This window comes from Corallococcus caeni, from assembly GCF_036245865.1.
Classification (GTDB): domain Bacteria; phylum Myxococcota; class Myxococcia; order Myxococcales; family Myxococcaceae; genus Corallococcus; species Corallococcus caeni.
This window is the reverse complement of the sequence record NZ_BTTW01000003.1, coordinates 885,808-903,022: the sequence shown is the minus strand read 5'-3', so window position 1 is coordinate 903,022 and position 17,215 is coordinate 885,808. Positions and strand designations below refer to the sequence as shown.

General features: G+C 69.8%; 11 protein-coding genes. 7 read left to right on the top strand and 4 right to left on the bottom strand.

Annotated features, from left to right (window positions below; translation table 11 throughout):
• Positions 1-83: 83 nt before the first annotated feature.
• From AABA78_RS17690 to AABA78_RS17670, 5 genes are all read left to right on the top strand, one after another.
• Positions 84-896 carry a hypothetical protein gene (locus AABA78_RS17690; protein WP_338264203.1) on the top strand — a complete coding sequence of 271 codons (813 nt, stop codon included), beginning with the start codon at positions 84-86 and terminating at the stop codon, positions 894-896.
• 117 nt (positions 897-1,013) lie between these two features.
• Entirely contained in the window at positions 1,014-3,176 is a 2,163-nt protein-coding gene (locus AABA78_RS17685; protein WP_338264202.1) for a hypothetical protein, read from the top strand.
• Between the two features lie 39 nt (positions 3,177-3,215).
• Entirely contained in the window at positions 3,216-8,750 is a 5,535-nt protein-coding gene (locus tag AABA78_RS17680) for a DNA repair ATPase (protein WP_338264201.1), read from the top strand.
• Between the two features lie 140 nt (positions 8,751-8,890).
• A complete protein-coding gene (locus tag AABA78_RS17675) occupies positions 8,891-9,475 on the top strand; it encodes a hypothetical protein (protein ID WP_338264200.1) in 585 nt (194 codons plus the stop codon).
• Positions 9,476-9,571: 96 nt separating this feature from the next.
• Positions 9,572-10,165, top strand: a complete 594-nt coding sequence (locus AABA78_RS17670; protein WP_338264199.1) for a hypothetical protein — start codon at positions 9,572-9,574, stop codon at positions 10,163-10,165.
• 38 nt (positions 10,166-10,203) lie between these two features.
• Here AABA78_RS17670 and AABA78_RS17665 read toward each other — a convergent pair whose 3' ends face one another.
• Positions 10,204-10,803, bottom strand: coding sequence for an expansin EXLX1 family cellulose-binding protein (locus AABA78_RS17665; RefSeq protein WP_338264198.1), 600 nt, complete (start codon positions 10,801-10,803; stop codon positions 10,204-10,206).
• Between the two features lie 215 nt (positions 10,804-11,018).
• Here AABA78_RS17665 and AABA78_RS17660 point away from each other — a divergent pair, with 215 nt between their 5' ends.
• Positions 11,019-11,621 carry a hypothetical protein gene (locus AABA78_RS17660; RefSeq protein WP_338264197.1) on the top strand — a complete coding sequence of 201 codons (603 nt, stop codon included), beginning with the start codon at positions 11,019-11,021 and terminating at the stop codon, positions 11,619-11,621.
• 94 nt (positions 11,622-11,715) lie between these two features.
• Here the strand turns inward: AABA78_RS17660 and AABA78_RS17655 are convergent, their stop codons facing one another.
• Positions 11,716-13,488 carry a vWA domain-containing protein gene (locus AABA78_RS17655; protein ID WP_338264196.1) on the bottom strand — a complete coding sequence of 591 codons (1,773 nt, stop codon included), beginning with the start codon at positions 13,486-13,488 and terminating at the stop codon, positions 11,716-11,718.
• A gap of 145 nt (positions 13,489-13,633) precedes the next feature.
• Between AABA78_RS17655 and AABA78_RS17650 the strand changes: the two genes are divergently transcribed.
• Complete coding sequence (locus AABA78_RS17650) at positions 13,634-14,125, top strand: VOC family protein (RefSeq protein ID WP_014397268.1); 492 nt, start codon at positions 13,634-13,636, stop codon at positions 14,123-14,125.
• Here AABA78_RS17650 and AABA78_RS17645 read toward each other — a convergent pair.
• Both AABA78_RS17645 and AABA78_RS17640 read right to left on the bottom strand, forming a co-directional pair.
• A complete protein-coding gene (locus AABA78_RS17645; RefSeq protein ID WP_338264195.1) occupies positions 14,082-15,209 on the bottom strand; it encodes a heparan-alpha-glucosaminide N-acetyltransferase domain-containing protein in 1,128 nt (375 codons plus the stop codon). The genes AABA78_RS17650 and AABA78_RS17645 overlap by 44 nt on opposite strands.
• Before the next feature lie 68 nt (positions 15,210-15,277).
• Positions 15,278-17,146 (bottom strand): hypothetical protein, encoded by a 1,869-nt coding sequence (locus AABA78_RS17640; protein ID WP_338264194.1) that lies wholly within the window; start codon positions 17,144-17,146, stop codon positions 15,278-15,280.
• Positions 17,147-17,215: the final 69 nt, after the last annotated feature.

Here is a 17,215-nt window from a genome sequence, read left to right as displayed (position 1 = left end):
AAAGCCCCGGGTGGCATTTTCGGATGGGGGTGCAGTCGCTTAGAGTTCGTTGCGACTCCCACCTCTCAATTTATTCCCGAGGCATGACCACCTTCCTCGCCGCCCTGCTGGCGTTCCCGACCGCGATCTTCACCATCCTCCTCGGCGTGGTGCTGGCGTACTGGCTGTGCGTCATCGTCGGCGCGGCGGGCGTCGACCTGCTGGACGGCGACGTGGACCTGGAGGGCGGCGCCAAGGCGGTGAGCGGCGCGTTCGAGGGCGGCGCCAAGGCGACGTCGGGGCTGCTGGAGGGCGGCGCGAAGGCCGTCGGGGGACACGACGTCGGCCACGCGGGCCACTCGCACCTGCACGACGCGGAGGCCGCTACGGGCCTGCTCGCGATGCTGGGCTTCGGCGGCATCCCCGTCACGGTGTCGGTGAGCCTGGTGGTGTTCCTCTCGTGGTCGCTGTCGCTGCTCAGCGGACAGGCCACGCACGGGGCGCTCTCCATGCTGCCCTCGTGGCTGGTGAGCACGGGCCTGGGCCTCGTCTGCGCGACGGTGGGCACGGTGGCGGGCGGGCTCGCGGTGCGGCCCCTGCGCCCCATCTTCATCGCCCGGCGCGCCCCGGGCCGCGAAGCCCTGATGGGCCGCGTGTGCACCATCTCCAGCGGCAGCGTGACGGCCAAGGACGGCCACGCCACCTTCGAGGACGGGGCCGCGGGCCTCATCCTCAACGTCTTCTGTGACAAGCCCAACCAGCTCAAGCGCGGCCAGCCGGCGTTGATCCTCGGCTACGACGCGGAGCGGGGCATCTACGAGGTGGAGCCGGTGGACTGGCTCCTCCCGCAGGAAATGGAGCAGCTGCGTGATCCGCTGAAGGCAGCGGCCATCGCGCGAGCCCGCGCCCAGCGATGAACATTGGCGTCCTCCGGGCTCCTCCGGAAGGGCGCGACAATCGGCACCGGGTGGCTTTCGCGGGGGACCCCGAGTGCTTGGAACTAGGCCCGCCCAACGGACTTCTCAGGATAGGCCATGGATCCCATCAGCCTTGCAGCAATCATCGGCGGCGGCGTCATCATCCTCTTCGGCATCTTCGTCAGCGTGGCCAAGTTCTACCGCCAGGTGGATCAGGGCAAGGTGCTCATCGTCAACACCATGAAGGTCGAACCCACGGTCACGTTCACCGGCGCCGTGGTGCTGCCCATCGTCCACCGCGCGGAGGTGATGGACATCTCGCTGAAGACGGTTGAAATCGACCGCCGCGGCAAGGAAGGCCTCATCTGCCAGGACAACATCCGCGCGGACATCAAGGTCACCTTCTTCGTGCGCGTGAACAAGACGCGTGAGGACGTGCTCAAGGTGGCCCAGTCCATCGGCTGCGCGCGCGCCTCCGACCAGGAGACGCTGGAGAACCTCTTCGAGGCCAAGTTCTCCGAGGCCCTCAAGACGGTGGGCAAGTCCTTCAACTTCGAGCAGCTCTACACCAAGCGCGACGAGATCAAGGACAAGGTGGTGGAGACCATCGGCCGTGACTTGAACGGCTACATGCTGGAGGACTGCGCCATCGACTTCCTCGAGCAGACCCCGGTGGAGATGCTCGACAAGGACAACATCCTGGACGCGCAGGGCATCCGGAAGATCACCCAGCTCACCACCGAGCAGAACGTCTTCACCAACGAGCTGCGCCAGTCCGAGCGCATGGCGGTGACCAAGCGCAACGTGGAAGCCGACGAGGCCATCTTCGCGCTCGAGCGTCAGCGCGAGGAGGCGGCCGCCAAGCAGCGCCGCGAGATCGACAGCATCCAGGCGCGTGAGACGGCCGAGGCCGACCGCGTGAAGAGCGAGGAGTTCGCCAAGGCGCAGCTGGCGCGCATCAAGGCGGAGGAAGAGATCGCCATCAACGAGGAGAACAAGCAGCGCCAGGTGCAGGTGGCCCAGAAGAACCGCGAGCGCGTGGTGGGCGTGGAGACCGAGCGCGTGGAGAAGGACCGCGCCCTGGAGGCCATCAACCGCGAGCGTGAGACGGAGCTGCAGCGCATCGCGAAGGAGAAGGCGCTGGAGTCGGAGAAGAAGGCCATCGCCGACGTCGTCCGCGCCCGCATCGCGGTGGAGAAGACCGTCGCCCAGGAAGAGGAGAACATCAAGGACCTGCGCGTGACGTCGGAGGCCAAGCGCTCCAAGGATGCGATCATCATCACCGCCCAGGCGCACGCGGAAGAGGCGTCCGTGAAGGACATCCAGGCCGCGGACGCGAGCGCGAAGATCGCCGTGTTCCTCGCCAAGGAGAAGCTGACCCTGGCGGAGGCCGACCTGGAGGCCGCGGACAAGCAGGCCAAGGCGAAGATGCGGCTGGCCGAGGGCGTCCAGGCCGAGTCCGCCGCGGCGGGCCTGGCGAGCGTGCGCGTGCGTGAGGCGGACGCGGTCGCCACGGAGAAGCTGGGCATGGCGCAGGTGCGCGTGAAGGAGGCCGAGGCCTCCGTCATCGAGAAGCAGGGCCAGGCGCAGGCGTCCGCGGTGCGCGAGAAGCTGCTCGCCGAGGCCGCGGGCGCGGAGCAGAAGGGCCTGGCGAACGCCCGCGTGCAGGAGGCGGAAGCCGGCGCCATCCACAAGCGCGGCGAGGCCGAGGCGTTCGCCACGCGCGAGAAGCTGCTCGCCGAGGCCGCCGCCATCCAGGAGAAGCTGATGGCCGAGGCGCGGGGCCTGTCGGAGAAGGCCACCGCGATGAAGGCCCTGGACGGCGTGGGCCGCGAGCACGAGGAGTACCGCCTGCGCCTCCAGAAGGAGCGCGACGTGGAGCTGGCCGCCATCAACGTGCGCAAGGACATCGCGCAGGCCCAGGCCACGGTCCTGGCCCAGGCGTTCGGCAACGCGAAGTTCCAGATCGTCGGCGGCGACGGGAAGTTCTTCGAGAACTTCATCAAGGCCGTGTCCTTCGGCAGCTCGGTGGACGGCGCGCTGGACCACGGCGAGTCGCTGAAGAAGGCGCTGGGTGGCTACCTCAACGGTGAGAAGGACCTGCCGGCGGACCTGAAGGAGATCCTCTCCAAGCCGGGCCTCAGCAACGACGCGCAGAACCTGGCCGTCGCGGCGCTGCTCAACCGCATGTCGGTGAACCCGACGGAGACCACCGCCGCCGGCATCAAGGCGCTGGTGCAGACGGAAGCCGCGGCCCTCGCGCAGAAGCAGCAGGGCTGAAGCCTCCCGCCAATCGCAATCCCTTTCCGGTGAACATCCATGGCAACTGACAGCTCCAAGACCCCGGGTACCCAGGTGCCCGGGGGCGAGGCGACGCTGGAGGGCGGCAGCTACGAGGTCATCCGTGCGCGCCTCCACTCCCAGGCGGACGCGCTGGCGACCCAGGCGAACGACCTCAACGCCCGGCGCAAGGCGCTGTTCGGCGGCACGGAACTCACCGTCATCGGCAACGAGCGGGTGCGCACGGAGAACAACTGCGTCCCCCGCGACATCGTCAGCGTCGGGAAGTACCTCCTCTTCGGCTACAACGTCTTCATCGGCCTGAAGAAGGAGACGAACGTCTCGGACGTCTTCTCGCTGCACCGCTTCGAGAAGACGGCCGAGGGCTTCGACCTGTCCGCCGTGCCTCCCACGGAGGCCGGCGGCTTCCTCGCGGACCCCCGGTTCGTGAAGGACTTTGGCGAGCTGTACAAGTACTACAAGGACGCGAAGCTGCTGCAGCTGCGGCGGCGGGACTCGCGCCTGCTCGCGGTGTTCCAGACGGGCCAGTCCGCGCGCGACCTCAAGGTCTTCCGCTTCAACGTGGACGTGGAGGGCCGCGCCACCTACGTGGACAACCAGGGCGAGCGCGACCACGTCTACCCGCCGTCACACGACTTCGAGTGGACGGTGGCCTCGCGCGAGCAGTACGTGCTGGGCCAGCACCCGCACGTCAACGTGCTGGATCAGGTCTTCGTGGAGACGGTGAAGGGCGACCTCACCGTCAAGGTGGAGAACAACACCGCCACCGGCCGGGGCATCTACAGCGAGCCGGTGGACGACCCGGACCAGTCGCTGGACGACGCGGAGTTCGCCTGGACGCAGGTGGGGGGCCTCATCCTCCTGCGCATCCTGCCGTTCCGGGAGAAGGCGTACCGCTACCTCGTCTTCAACTCGCGCACCCAGCACGTGGTGCGCATCGACGCCATCGGCCAGTCCTGCGTGCGGCTGCCGGAGGACCAGGGCATCGTCTTCCCGGGCGGCTACTACCTGCAGACGGGCGACTACAAGGTCTTCGACGGCGCGTCCGAAGGCATGGAGTTCCACCAGGCCGTGCGCTCGCCCAACGGGGAGGACGTGCTCTACGTCTTCCACCGCCGTGACGACGGCGCCTACATGCTCTTCCCGTACAACCTGGTGCGCAAGGAGGTGCAGACGCCGCTGCAGGCGAACGGCATGAGCCTCTTCGCGGACGGCGGGCTGGTGGTGTTCCGCGCCACGTCGCAGGAGCCCACCCGCGTGCACCCCATGCAGGTGTGGCAGACGCCGTTCGTCTCCGACGAGCACGCGGCGAAGCTGCCCCCGGCGCCGGGCTACCTGGGAAAGGTGGGCAACGCGGAGCTGGTGCGCGGCATCAGCGACGCGCTGACGCTGCCGCGCGTGGCGAAGACGGACAAGCCCACGCGCCGCACCTACGAGGACTTGGTCTCCGCGGCCACGCGCGCGCTGGACGCGTACTACTGGCTCTCCCACGCGGAGGTGGGGCTCCAGGAGCCCATCGAGCTGCTGCGCCGCACCTCCGAGCTCATCATCGACGAGTTCGAGAAGGTCCTCGCGATGCGCAAGCGCGCCGAGGAGTCGCTCGCGCAGGCCTCGCAGGCGCAGGAGACGCTGCTACTCAACGCGCAGCCGGAGGGGCTCACCGACGCGGAGGGCTTCATGCGCGCGCTGGCGGACCTGCGTCGGCACCGCGGGCACCTCATCACGCTGAAGGACGTGCGCTACATGGACCTGGGGCGCGTGGACGCCCTGGAGCAGGCGGTGGTGGCCGCGTCCGACGCGGTGAGCACCGCGTGCGTGGACTTCCTCCAGAAGGGTGAGGCGCTCCAGCCCCTGGCCACCCGGCTGGACGGGCTGATGGAGCGGCTGGAGCCGCTGACGACGACGGCGGAGCTGGCTCCGCTGGCCGAGGACGTGGAGCGCACCGGCCAGGGCCTGGAGGTCCTGGGTGAGGTGGTGGGCGGGCTCCAGGTGGGCGACCCGCTGGCGCGGGCCCGCATCCTCGAAGGCATCTCCGAGTTGTTCAGCCGCCTGAACCGCGTGCGCGCGGGGCTCCAGGCGAAGCGCAAGGAGCTGTCCGGCAAGGAGAAGCGCGCGGAGTTCGGCGCGCAGTTCAAGCTGCTGGGCCAGAGCATCGAGAACGCGCTGTCGCAGGCGGACTCGCCGGAGAAGTGCGACGAGGCGCTCTCCAAGCTCACCGTGCTGCTGGAGGAGCTGGAGGGCCGCTTCGGCGAGTTCGACGAGTTCCTGGGGCAAATTACCCAGAAGCGCGAGGAGCTGCTGGAGGCCTTCGGCGCGCGCAAGCAGGCGCTGGTGGACGAGCGGCAGCGCCGGGCCTCGGGCCTCTTCGGCGCGGCGGAGCGCATCCTCCAGGGCGTGCAGCGCCGGGCGAAGTCGTTCAAGGCGGACGACGAGCTCAACGCCTACTTCGCGTCCGACGCGATGATCCTCAAGCTGCGGCAGCTGGCGGAGCAGCTACTGGCGCTCCAGGACAGCGTCCGCGCGGATGAGGTGCTGTCGCGGGTGAAGTCCGCGAAGCAGGACGCCCTGCGCGCGCTGCGCGACAAGCAGGACCTGTTCGAGGGCGGCGAGGGGCTCATCAAGCTGGGGCCCTACCGCTTCCACGTGAACACCCAGCCGCTGGAGCTGACGCTGGTGCCGCGCGACGGCGCGCTGTACCTCCAGCTCACCGGCTCCGACTACACGCAGAAGCTGGAGGACCCGGAGCTCTTGAAGTACCGCGAGCTCTGGGATCAGCACCTGGTCTCCGAGACGCGCGACGTGTACCGCGCGGAGTACCTGGCCGCCGGGCTGCTGATGGACGCGGAGGAGGGGAAGGGTGGCCTCACGCCCACGGCGCTGTACGAGGCCGGCGCGCAGGGGCAGCTCCTGGAGCGCGTGCGCGCGTACGCGGCGGACCGCTTCGACGAGGGCTACGAGCGCGGCGTGCACGACGCGGACGCGGCGGCCATTCTCGAGAAGCTGCTCGCGCTGCACCAGGGCGCGGGCCTGCTGCGCTTCGCCCCGGTGCCTCGCGCCTGGGCCGCGCTGTACTGGGCGTTCGACGGGGACGACACGCTGCGCGGCGTGTTCCACCGGCGCGCCCGGAGCCTGGCGCGGCTGCGGCAGGCGTTCGACACCGGCGCGGACCTGGTGGCGTTGGGGGATGAGCTGGGCGAGCGCGTGCTCGCGTTCCTCCAGGGGCATGGCCTCACGGCTTCGCCCGCGGAGGGCCGGCAGGCGGGCCGCTACCTCGTGGAGGAGCTGGCGGTGGACCGGCCGCGCTTCACCACCAGCCGTGAGGCCCTGGCGCTGAAGGACACCTTCCTCGCGCACCTGGACCGGCACGGGTCGCGCACCGCGTTCGACGAAGATTTGCGCGGCCTGGAGAAGAACCTGCCGGAGCGCCTGCGCATCGCGCGCGCCTGGGTGGACGCGTTCCTCGCGAAGCGCGAGGGCGGCCCGGGCGAGGCGGCCCACGTCGCGCTGGAGACGGCGGTGGTGCTCCTCACGGAGCGCAAGCTGGACCGCGACGCGGCGGGCGCCATCACCGCCACGGAGGCCACGGGCCTCTTGGGCAGCCACCCGCGCATCCAGGACCGCAAGCTGTCCCTGCGCCTGGACGAGTTCCTGGCGCGGCTGGGCGAGTTCCGCCAGGTGCGCGTGCCCGCGTACGTGGCCTACCGCGCGTACCTGCGCGACCTGCTGGACCGCGAGCGGCGCAAGCTGCGGCTGGAGGAGCTGACGCCCAAGGTGCTCACGAGCTTCGTGCGCAACCGGCTCATCGACGAGGTGTACCTGCCGCTCATCGGCGCGAACCTGGCCAAGCAGCTGGGCGCGGCGGGCGAGGGCAAGCGCACGGACCGCATGGGCATGCTGCTGCTCATGTCGCCGCCGGGCTACGGCAAGACGACGCTGATGGAGTACGTGGCCAGCCGCCTGGGCCTCACCTTCGTGAAGGTGAACGGGCCGGCGCTGGGCCACGCCGTGAAGTCGCTGGACCCCGCGGAGGCGCCCAACGCCACCGCGCGGCAGGAGGTGGAGCGCATCAACCTGTCCTTCGAGATGGGCAACAACGTGATGCTCTACCTCGACGACATCCAGCACACGGACCCGGAGCTGCTCCAGAAGTTCATCTCCCTGTGCGATGGCCAGCGCCGCGTGGAGGGTGTCTGGAATGGCCAGACGCGCACGTACGACCTGCGCGGCAAGAAGTTCTGCGTGGTGATGGCGGGCAACCCGTACACGGAGACGGGCGAGCGCTTCCGCATCCCGGACATGCTCGCCAACCGCGCGGACACGTACAACCTGGGTGACATCCTGGACGGCAAGGAGGAGCTGTTCGCCCTCAGCTACCTGGAGAACGCGCTCACCTCCAACCCGGTGCTGGCGCCGCTGGCCACGCGCGATCCGCAGGACGTGCACCGCCTCATCCGGATGGCCAAGGGCGAGGACGTCCCCTCCGGCGAGCTGAAGCACGGCTACGCGGCCGCGGAGCTCCAGGAGATCATCGCCGTCTTCCAGCGGCTGTTCCGCGTGCAGCAGGTGCTGCTCAAGGTGAACCTCCAGTACATCGCGTCCGCCGCGCAGGACGAGCGCTTCCGGACGGAGCCGCCGTTCAAGCTGCAGGGCAGCTACCGCAACATGGGCAAGCTGGCTGAGAAGGTCGTCTCCGCGATGACGGACGACGAGCTGGAGCGCCGCATCGACGACCACTACCAGGGCGAATCCCAGACGCTCACCACGGCGGCGGAGCAGAACCTGCTCAAGCTCCAGGAGATGCGCGGGCGCCTGACGCCGGAGAAGGCGAAGCGCTGGGAGGAGATCAAGCAGGGCTTCGCCCGCGTGAAGCGCATGGGGGGCAAGGAGGACGACCCCGTGGCGCGCGTCACCGGACAGCTGGGCGCCATCGAGGAACAGCTGGGCTCCGTGCGCGACGCGGTGGTGCAGGCCGCCGCGCAGGCGAACGCCCCCAGCGAGGACACGCCCGTGGCCCCGCACCTGGAGGCCCTGCGCGAGGCCGTGCTGGAGGTGGCCCGCGTGGGCCGCGAGGCCGCCCAGAAGCCGCCCGCCCCGGTGCAGGTGTCCCTCCCGGCCGCGCCCCAGGCCCCCCAGGCTCCGGCCACGGACCTGGCCCCGTACCTCAAGCACCTGGCGCAGCTGCTCAAGGCCCTCACGGAGCGCGTGGCCGCGCAGGCGGAGGCGCCCACGCTGCGCAACGCGCCCATGCCCCAGGCGCCCGCGCCGGACTTCGGCCCGTACATGGCGCAGCTCTCCAAGGCCATCACGGCGCTGGCGGACCGGCCGGTGTCGGTGTCCCTGCCCACCCCCGCGGAGTCGCTCCAGCGCGCCGCGAACGGCCCGTCCCCGGCGGAGCTCAGCCGGCAGATTGAACTGGTGGAGGGCGCGCTGCTGCCACTGGAGCGCGCCGCCCGCCGCAACGTGCAGGGCGAGGGCGAGGGCATCAAGGCGCTCCAGGTCTGGCAGGGCGTCACCGAGGCCCTGGAGCTCCTGCGCGGCATGCTGCGGCGGTAGGTGCACTGCACAAACGTCGCGGGTGGCTTCGCACCCCCGCGACGTCCGGACGGTAGGGATTGAGAATCCGTTTTCCGCGTCTGGCATTTGCCTTTAGATGGGGCGGGGCTGTTCCCCCAAAACCCCTGGAGTGCAATGCCATGCAGCTCTTCAAGTCCGTTGTTTCCCTGGGCGCGGTCGTCGCGGTCACGGCGTGTGGTGGAGTGGAAGGGCAGGGCGGGCTCGCCACCCGGGAATCCGCGCTGGTGACGGGAACCTCCCAGGGCTGCACCTTCACGGTGTCCTCCGCGCCGCGGCAGCCCGGTCCGTTCCCCTACATCTTCGACGTGACGGTCACCCGTCTGGCGAGCAGCACCTGCGCCTGGGGCGCAGGCAGCGTGCTCGTGGGCTCCTCCAACGCCGTTGAGCCCACGGTGTCCCTGACAGCCAATGAGCTGGGCGTGGCCGTGGCCTACACGTACGGCAAATACGCCCGGTCGCTGGATCTCAAGCACCTGGCGCCGGACACGCTGACCGTCGTCCGCTCCTCCACCCTGTACCCCACGGGCGTCCAGTACTCCGTCAGCTCCGGAGACCTGGCCATCGGACCGGATGGGACGACGCTGACCGTCTCCGGCACCAAGAACGGACCCATCGTCGGGGAGACGGGCTCCGGCGGCAACTACGTGGCTAGCTACCCGGACTTCTTCACCAGCACCACGGCCCCGTCCATCGTCGCGTTCTGATGGGCGGCAGGCATTGCCAGTGAAATGTTTTCAGTGTCTGGCATTGGGCTTTATAGGGGCGGCGCAGCACACACCCCAACCCTGGAGTCCAATGCCATGCTGAACCTCAAGTCCGTTGTCTCGCTTTGCGCCGTCGCCGGCCTCACGGCGTGCGGTGGTGGAGTGGAGGGCGAGGACGGCCTCGCCACCCAGGAGTCGGCCCTGGTGACTTCGCAGGGCTGCACCTTCACCGCGTCGTACGCCGCGCAGCCGGGCACGCTTCCTCCCATCTACGACGTCACCGTCACGCGCGCGGCGGACGCCACCTGCCCGTACGGCGCGGGCAGCGTCGTGGTGGGCACGTCCACGGGCACGGCGCCCACGCTGTCGCTGGTGGCCAACGACCTGGGCGTGGCCGTGAGCTACACGTACAAGAGCAGCGTCAGCGGCAGCGCGCCCCAGTCCCTGGGCATCAAGCACGTGGCGCCGGACACGCTGGACATCGTCCGGTCCACGGGGCTGTCCGTCTACCTGGGCCGGGGCTCCATCTACTCGGGCAGCCTGTCCATCGCTTCCAACGGGACGACGCTGACCGTGTACGGGACCAAGAGCGGCACCATCTACGGCCAGACGGGCACGGGCAACACGTACCTGGCCAGCTACCCGGACTTCTTCACCAGCACCACGGCCCCGTCCATCATGACGTTCTGAGGCTTTGACGCAGTGACGGACGGGGCGGCGGGGCGTGCCTACTTCTGGGGCGCGAACTGATCCGCCCCGTCCACGGAGCCGTCGTCCAGCACCTTCTCCACGCTGTCCACGAGCTGCTGGCCGTCGCTGGCGGTGACGCGCAGCTGGAAGCGGCCCTCGCCGATGCCCTCGAAGACGAAGTAGTTGTAGCTCTGGCGCTCCAGGGCCTTCCAGTCGCCGTCGCGCCGCCACTCCAGCTTCTTGATGGGCAGCCGGTGGTTGCGCACCTGGATGGCCGTCCACCAGGGATTGCTGCCGTCCTTGAAGTGGTACTCCACCGGGCCGGCCACGTCGCAGGACACCGGCGTCCAGGTGATGTCCACGCGGCCGTCCTTGGCCTCCGCCACCTTGTCGAAGGCCTCGCGCGACAGGTCCAGGTGGCCCTTATCGCAATCAGGGCACTGGTCCACGATGCGCACGCGCACGGTGCCCTTGGGGCCGACGATGTCCACGCACTCGCCGCAGACGGCGCTGTTGTCGTACTGCGCCTGGTTCATCGCGGCCACCATCTGATCGCCGCCGGGCTCGAAGGAGCAGTTGCCGCCCCCGTTGGCGTCGTAGAAGGTCGCAATCCCTTTCTGCTCGGAACCCAGGCTCACGCCTCCACCGGAGGCGGAATCCCCGCATGCCCCACAGGCAAGCGTGGCCAGGGTCAAAACCAGCGAGGACTTCCACGAAGCGGGTCGGTTCATACCGCGCACTATACACGCGTCGCTCCGCGTCAACGGCAGCCAGGACTCCCCGTCTTGGTTCCGTTGGACGCGCTTGTTAGCGTCCGGGCCTTCCCCCTCCCGAAAATCGGAAAGGAATTCCCATGATGAACAAGCTGACGTCCGTGGTGTGTCTGGGTTCTGCCCTCGTGCTCTCCGCCTGTGGCGGTCCGGAGCAGGAGGACGGCGTGGAGCTGGCGCAGCAGGGCGCGCGGCTGACGACGGCGTCCTCGCAGGGCTGTGACTACGAGGCGACCACGGTGCAGATCACCACCTCGCCGCCGCAGTACAACGTCGTCATCACCCGCACGGGTGGCGCCAGCTGCACGCTGACGACGGGCGCATCGGTGGTCGTCCAGACCGTGCCGCTGAGCCCGCCGGGCACCGTGTCGCTCTCCGGCTCCAGCCTGGGGCTCGCGGTGGGCTTCACGATGCGCAACGGCTGGAGCGGCTCGTCCGCCACCGTCATGGCCGTGCGCGGCGTGGACCCCACGACGCTCTCCACCACGCGCAACGCGGACATCTACTGCGACTACATGACGGGCAGCATCAGCACGGGCAGCCTCAGCATCGCCAGCAACGGGACCACCGTGAACGCCTCCGGCACCAAGGCGTGCAAGATCAACAACCAGTCGGGGACCTACTGGTACGCGAGCTTCGCCAACTTCTTCACCACCACCACGCCCCCCAACATCACCGTCATCTGACGCACCCTCCGAAAAAAGCCCTGCCCGCCACCGGCTCATTCCGGTGGCGGGCAGGGCCCCCCTTGCTGCGCTTCTCCCCGGTGCTGCGGACTGCCTAGCGGCCGCTGGCGGACGCGGTCGTCAGCGCGCGCGCCTGGCCGATGAGGCGGACGAACTCGGTGCGGTCCGCGTCACCGGCCACGGCGCCCTCCGCCAGCTTCTGCGTGGTGGCCAGGCTCCAGCCCTCCGCGGCGGGCGCGGCGCGGAGGATGTCCGCGGTGGCGGCCACCGCGACGGCGAAGCGGAAGTCGGTGGAGGCGGCCTCCATGGACGGCTTCAGGTTCGCGCGGGTGAGCGGGAAGGCCTGCTCCTTGGCCTCCGTGCCGTTGGGCGCCTTGGCGCGGATGCGCACCGTGGCCAGCTCCTGCGGCGCGTCGCCCGTGAGCTCCACCTCGTAGAGCGCCGTCACGGTGTGGCCCGCGCCAATCTCGCCCGCGTCCACCTTGTCGTCGCGGAAGTCCTTGTCCGCGATGTCGCGGTTCTCGTAGCCCATCAGGCGGTAGCGGCTGACGGCCTTCGGGTTGAACTCCACCTGGAACTTCACGTCCTTCGCGATGACCTCCAGCGTGCCGGTGAGCTGGGTCTCGAAGACCTTGCGCGCCTCCTTCATGCTGTCCACGTAGAAGCTGTTGCCGTTGCCCTTGTCCGCCAGCTGCTCCATCAGCGAGTCGTGGTAGTTGCCCATGCCGAAGCCCACGGTGGTGAGGGTGACGCCCTCGGCCACGTACTTCTCGATGCTGGCCAGCATGGCCTTGGGGCTCAGGTTGGGGCCGATGTTGGCGTCACCGTCGGTGAGCACCACCACGCGGGACACCACGCCGCCCGCGGCCTTCTTCACCGCGTGCTTGTAGGCCGCCTCCATGCCGGAGCCCATGGCCGTGCCGCCGCCCGCGACCAGCGTGTCCAGCGCCGCGTGGATCTTCTTCACGTCCGTGGCGGGCGTGGGGGGCAGCACGTCCCGCGTGGAGCCCGCGTAGGTGACGAGCGCCACGGTGTCGTTCTCGTTGAGGTTCTTCACCGCGACCTTGATGGACTCGATGGCCAGCGGCAGCTTGTCCGACGACGCCATGGAGCCGCTGGTGTCCACCAGGAACACTAGGTGCGCGGGCTTGCGCTGCGAGCGGGAGACGACCTTGCCCTGCACGCCCACGCGCACGAACTGGCGGCGCGCGTTGAAGGGCGACGGCGCGCCCTCCAGGTGCACCGTGAAGGCGCCGTCCTCCGGCGGGGTGTAGCGGTACTTGAAGTAGTTGACGAACTCCTCCACGCGCACCGCCTGGGTGGGCGGCAGCTGGCCCTGCTGCAGGTAGCGCCGCGCCATGGAGTAGGAGGCCGTGTCCACGTCCGCCGCGAAGGTGGACAGGTTGTCCTTCGCCGTCTCCGTGAAGGCGTTGGCCTTGTAGGCCTCGAAGGTGTTGCCGCCCTCGGCGACGTTCTTGTCGTCGCCCAGCTCCAGCTTGGACTTCTCCTTCGGCTGCTGGACCGGCATCGGGGCGACTTCGCCCATCGCGAGCGCGCCGCCCGAGGCCGCGCCCAGGGCGGCCATGGACTTCTTCCCGGGCGCCGCGCGGCGCATCTCCGGCTCCGGCGCCATGCGCGCGGTAGGAGCCGCGGCCGGGGTGGAGGGCGGCGGGGGCGGGAGCTCGGCCCTGTCGACCTTGGCTTCGTCAGCGGGGGCGTTCTGGGTGGTCGCGACGGCCTGGGGGCGGAGCTCGCCGCGCGTCACGCCCTGCGCCGGCTCCATGGAGGAGCAGGCGCTCACGAGGCTGGCGCAGAGGAGGGCACCACTGACGAAGGACACGCGGCGCTTCGAGAAGAACGGGGACATGGGGCGGCTCCGGGACGACGGGAGTAGGTCAGCGTGCCCCTGGAAACGGCCGACCTCCGGAATGGGTTTATCCAGTGAATTTTTCCCGGGCCCGCCCGTGGCCCGCGCTTGCGTGGGGGGACCCCTTTTGCGACGGTCCCCGCCCATGGAGACGACACGACCGTTCCGGATTCTGGGCATCCAGCAGATCGCCATCGGAGGGCTGGACAAGGGCGCCCTGCGCAAGCTGTGGGTGGACACGCTGGGCCTGACGGCCCATGGCACCTACCGCAGCGAGAAGGAGAACGTGGACGAGGACATCGTCGTGGCGGGCGCGGGCCCCTTCAAGGTGGAGGTGGACTTGATGCAGCCCGTCAACCCCGACGGCCGTCCGAAGGTGCACGACCCCGCGCTCAACCACGTGGGGCTGTGGGTGGATGACCTGGCGGTGGCCGTCAAGTGGCTGGAGGGGCAGGGCATGCGCTTCACGCCCGGCGGCATCCGCAAGGGCGCGGCGGGCTTCGACGTCTGCTTCATCCACCCGAAGGCGAGTGATCAGTTCCCGCTGAGCGGCGAGGGCGTGCTGATTGAGCTGGTCCAGGCCCCGCCGGAGATCATCCGCGCCTTCGAACAGGCCGCAGCCAGCGCGGCGCACTGAGCAGCCATTGGCCCGCGCGCGTGAAGGCCTTCTTCACCGCGCGCTCCACCGGATCCCACGCGAGGCACAGCACGAACGTGCACGCGATGAGCAGCGCGAGCAGGCCCGCGTACTTCAGCCACCCGCTGGAGTCGCCCCACACCTTCTGGAACGAGAAGACGCCAAAGACGCGGTAGTACAGCAGCATCTCGTGGAAGAAGTACGCGGACAGCGACGCGGTGCCGAACACCTCCAGGAAGCGGCGCGCGCGCGAGGGCTTCGCGTCCGGTGCCATCCGGGCCTCCACCCAGAGCATCACCCGCAGCACCGCGCAGACCCACATGAAGCGGGTGGCGGAGTTGGACGGGTTGGTGACGAAGAAGCGGTGCGGCGGGTAGAGGTCGTTGAGCGTGCCCGGCATCAGCGTGCCCACGAGCCCCAACGCGATGAGGAAGCCCAGGGCCCGCGCCAGCCCCTTGCGGCCCCACGCGCCCGCGATGCAGCCCGCGAAGGCGCCCAGCCACGCGAAGCCGATCCACGGCACCAGCGGGAAGGGGGCCCAGGAGGACTTGCGCAGGAACGACGCCCAGGGCTCGCCCGCGGAGTCGCTGAAGGGCGCCAGCGCGAACGCCACCATCGCCAGCGCGAACGCGGTGCCCGCGAGCACGCGCGGGCGTGAGGCCAGCAGCGCGGCCAGGGGCAGCGTGATGATCAGGCACAGGCCCACGCAGTGGAGGATGTCCAGGCGCAGCAGCCACACGGGCTCGGTGCGGATGGGGAACCAGACGGCGTTGACGAGCGCCGCGACCGCGAACACCTCCGCGATGCGGCGCAGGTTGCGGGGCACGCGCTCGTGCAGCACGCCCGCGGCGGCGCTGCGCACCATCAGCAGCGCCAGCGCGAACCCGGCGGAGAAGATGAACGCGGGGGCCACCAGCCCGTCGACCTTGAGCAGCCGGCCGGTCCACTCGCTCTTGCGCAGCTCGGGGGTGAGCAGCACGAGCGAGTGGGTCTGGATCATCACGAGGACGGAGAGGCCGCGCAGCCAGTCGATGGCGCGCACGCGCTCGCGGGAGACGGGGGCGGCGGAGGGCAGGGTGCTCACGGGGGGCGCTACCCTACGTCGGTCCCGCGGGCGGTTGCACGCGCCCGCGGGACCGGAAACTGCTTGGACTACCAGATGACGGCGTCGAGGTACGCCGTCCCCTTCCACGTGCCCGTCGTCTGGAACTCCACGCCCAGCTGGTACAGCGGGGAGGTGGAGCCGGCGGGCAGCTTCACGGTGATGTTGTTCCAGGCGCCTGCCTGGAGGCTGCCGACGGCGATCCAGTTGCCCGTCCAGCGCCAGTTCGCGGCCGCGCCCTCCAGGGCGTAGGGCTGGACGCCGGTGATCTTGCTGCCGGTGGGCAGCCAGAACCGGAACGTCACCGTCTTGCCGGAGTAGACGGCCGCGTTGGCCACGGCCACCGTGCCCTTGCCGGACGTGCCGTTGAAGGGCACGGCCAGCGAACGGGTGCCCGCGTAGGCCTTGGCCGTGGTGGTGCTCACGGACGACAGGGCCGCGCCGCTCGCGCTCCAGCCCTGCGTGCTGGACTCGAAGCCGTACTTCGAGGTGTCCGCCGGGGTGCCCGCGTCGGAGGTGCCGGTGCCCGCATCCGTGCCGGCATCCGGACGCGTTCCGCCGTCCACGCCGCCATCGGTGCCACCATCCGGACGGGTGCCACCGTCGGTGCCCGCGTCGACCGGCGGGGTGCCGGCGTCCACGGTGCCGCCATCGGTGGAGCCACCGCCGCCCGGGGGCGGGAGCGTGGTGCCGGCCGCGGGCAGGAGGAGGCCGCCCGCGTTGAGGAACGTGCCCGCGCGCTGCTTCAGGTAGGGCTGTCCGTCGGTGCCCTGGTCGTTCTGGTAGGAACTCTGGCCGCCCGCGCCCGCGCCGAACATCAGCGCGACGACGCCCACGTTGGCGAACTTGCGCCGGTGCGCGTCACCGCTCGCGCCGAAGAAGTACTCGGTGCGGTTGTCCTTGTAGCCCTGGCGCGCGCCACCGCTGTTGTTGATGTTGAGGTGGTTGAAGTTGCCCAGCGGGATCTGCCACAGCACCCAGCGCTTGCCGGTGGTCTGGTTCCAGAGGCGCAGCCACTCCGCGTAGCGGTTGTACGAGCGCGACGTGAGGGACGCCGTGTCGCTCATGTCCCAGGTGTGGTCCGCGCCCTGCGTGAGCCGGTAGAAGTCCGCGTCGCGGTCCAGCGGGTCGCCCACGAGCACGTCATAGGTGGCGCCGGTGACGTTGGTGCCAAGCCCCAGCGGCTTGAGGAAGTTGACGACCGTGTCCACCTCCGGCTGGAGCGGATCCGTCAGCGAGTTGAACGCGATGTCCTTGCCGCTGGCCCACGCGGAGATGTGCAGGCCCAGCACGACGTTGTTCGCGCCCACGGCCTTGCGCAGCTGGAGGAACGCCAGGCTCCACCCCGCGACGGTGTTGGGCAGGCCCGCGAGCTCCGGCATCCCCGAGGCCGCGATGGCCGCGTACGCGTTGGGGTTGGAGGCCGTCTGGGACTGGAGGATGCCGACCGCGTCCGGCTCCACGTGGACGATGACCGGACCGCCGAAAGTCTTCGCGCGCTGCAGGAGCAGCTTCACGTCCTCGAAGTAGGAGCGCATGGTGCTGGCGTTCTTCAGCTTCGCCAGCGTCTCCCCCTCGCCGCCGCCCGCCTCACCGAAGAGCTGGTAGTACGTGACGACGGGGACGTAGCCCTGCGCCTTCGTCTCCGTGAAGAAGCTGGCCGCCCAGCTGCCGTCGTGGGCGCCGTAGCCCCAGTTGTCCGCCCAGCCCTTGGTGAAGTAGCGGTAGCGCGCGTCCCACGGCACGTTGCTGTCCCGCATCCAGTTCTGGCCGGCCTCCTCGAAGAGGCCCACCATCAAGCGGTTCTGGAAGGCCGGGGGCACGGGCCCCTGCACACCCGTGGCGGCCTGGGCGGACAGCGCCCCGAGACACGTCAGCGTCAGCAGCGCCGCGAAGGCGCGTCGAATGGTGTTGGTCATGGAGGCGCTAGTACGCTCCAGCGCTCCCAGTCCTTCCGGTTCGACGTGTGTCGCCCCCCGGCCGTCCGC

Excerpts from the sequence above, each read along its gene's own strand:
- AABA78_RS17655 (WP_338264196.1), bottom strand. The coding sequence starts at position 13,488 with ATGTCCCCGTTCTTCTCGAAGCGCCGCGTGTCCTTCGTCAGTGGTGCC.
- AABA78_RS17660 (WP_338264197.1), top strand. The coding sequence starts at position 11,019 with ATGATGAACAAGCTGACGTCCGTGGTGTGTCTGGGTTCTGCCCTCGTG.
- AABA78_RS17640 (WP_338264194.1), bottom strand. The coding sequence starts at position 17,146 with ATGACCAACACCATTCGACGCGCCTTCGCGGCGCTGCTGACGCTGACG.
- AABA78_RS17680 (WP_338264201.1), top strand. The coding sequence starts at position 3,216 with ATGGCAACTGACAGCTCCAAGACCCCGGGTACCCAGGTGCCCGGGGGC.
- AABA78_RS17685 (WP_338264202.1), top strand. The coding sequence starts at position 1,014 with ATGGATCCCATCAGCCTTGCAGCAATCATCGGCGGCGGCGTCATCATC.
- AABA78_RS17670 (WP_338264199.1), top strand. The coding sequence starts at position 9,572 with ATGCTGAACCTCAAGTCCGTTGTCTCGCTTTGCGCCGTCGCCGGCCTC.
- AABA78_RS17650 (WP_014397268.1), top strand. The coding sequence starts at position 13,634 with ATGGAGACGACACGACCGTTCCGGATTCTGGGCATCCAGCAGATCGCC.
- AABA78_RS17690 (WP_338264203.1), top strand. The coding sequence starts at position 84 with ATGACCACCTTCCTCGCCGCCCTGCTGGCGTTCCCGACCGCGATCTTC.
- AABA78_RS17675 (WP_338264200.1), top strand. The coding sequence starts at position 8,891 with ATGCAGCTCTTCAAGTCCGTTGTTTCCCTGGGCGCGGTCGTCGCGGTC.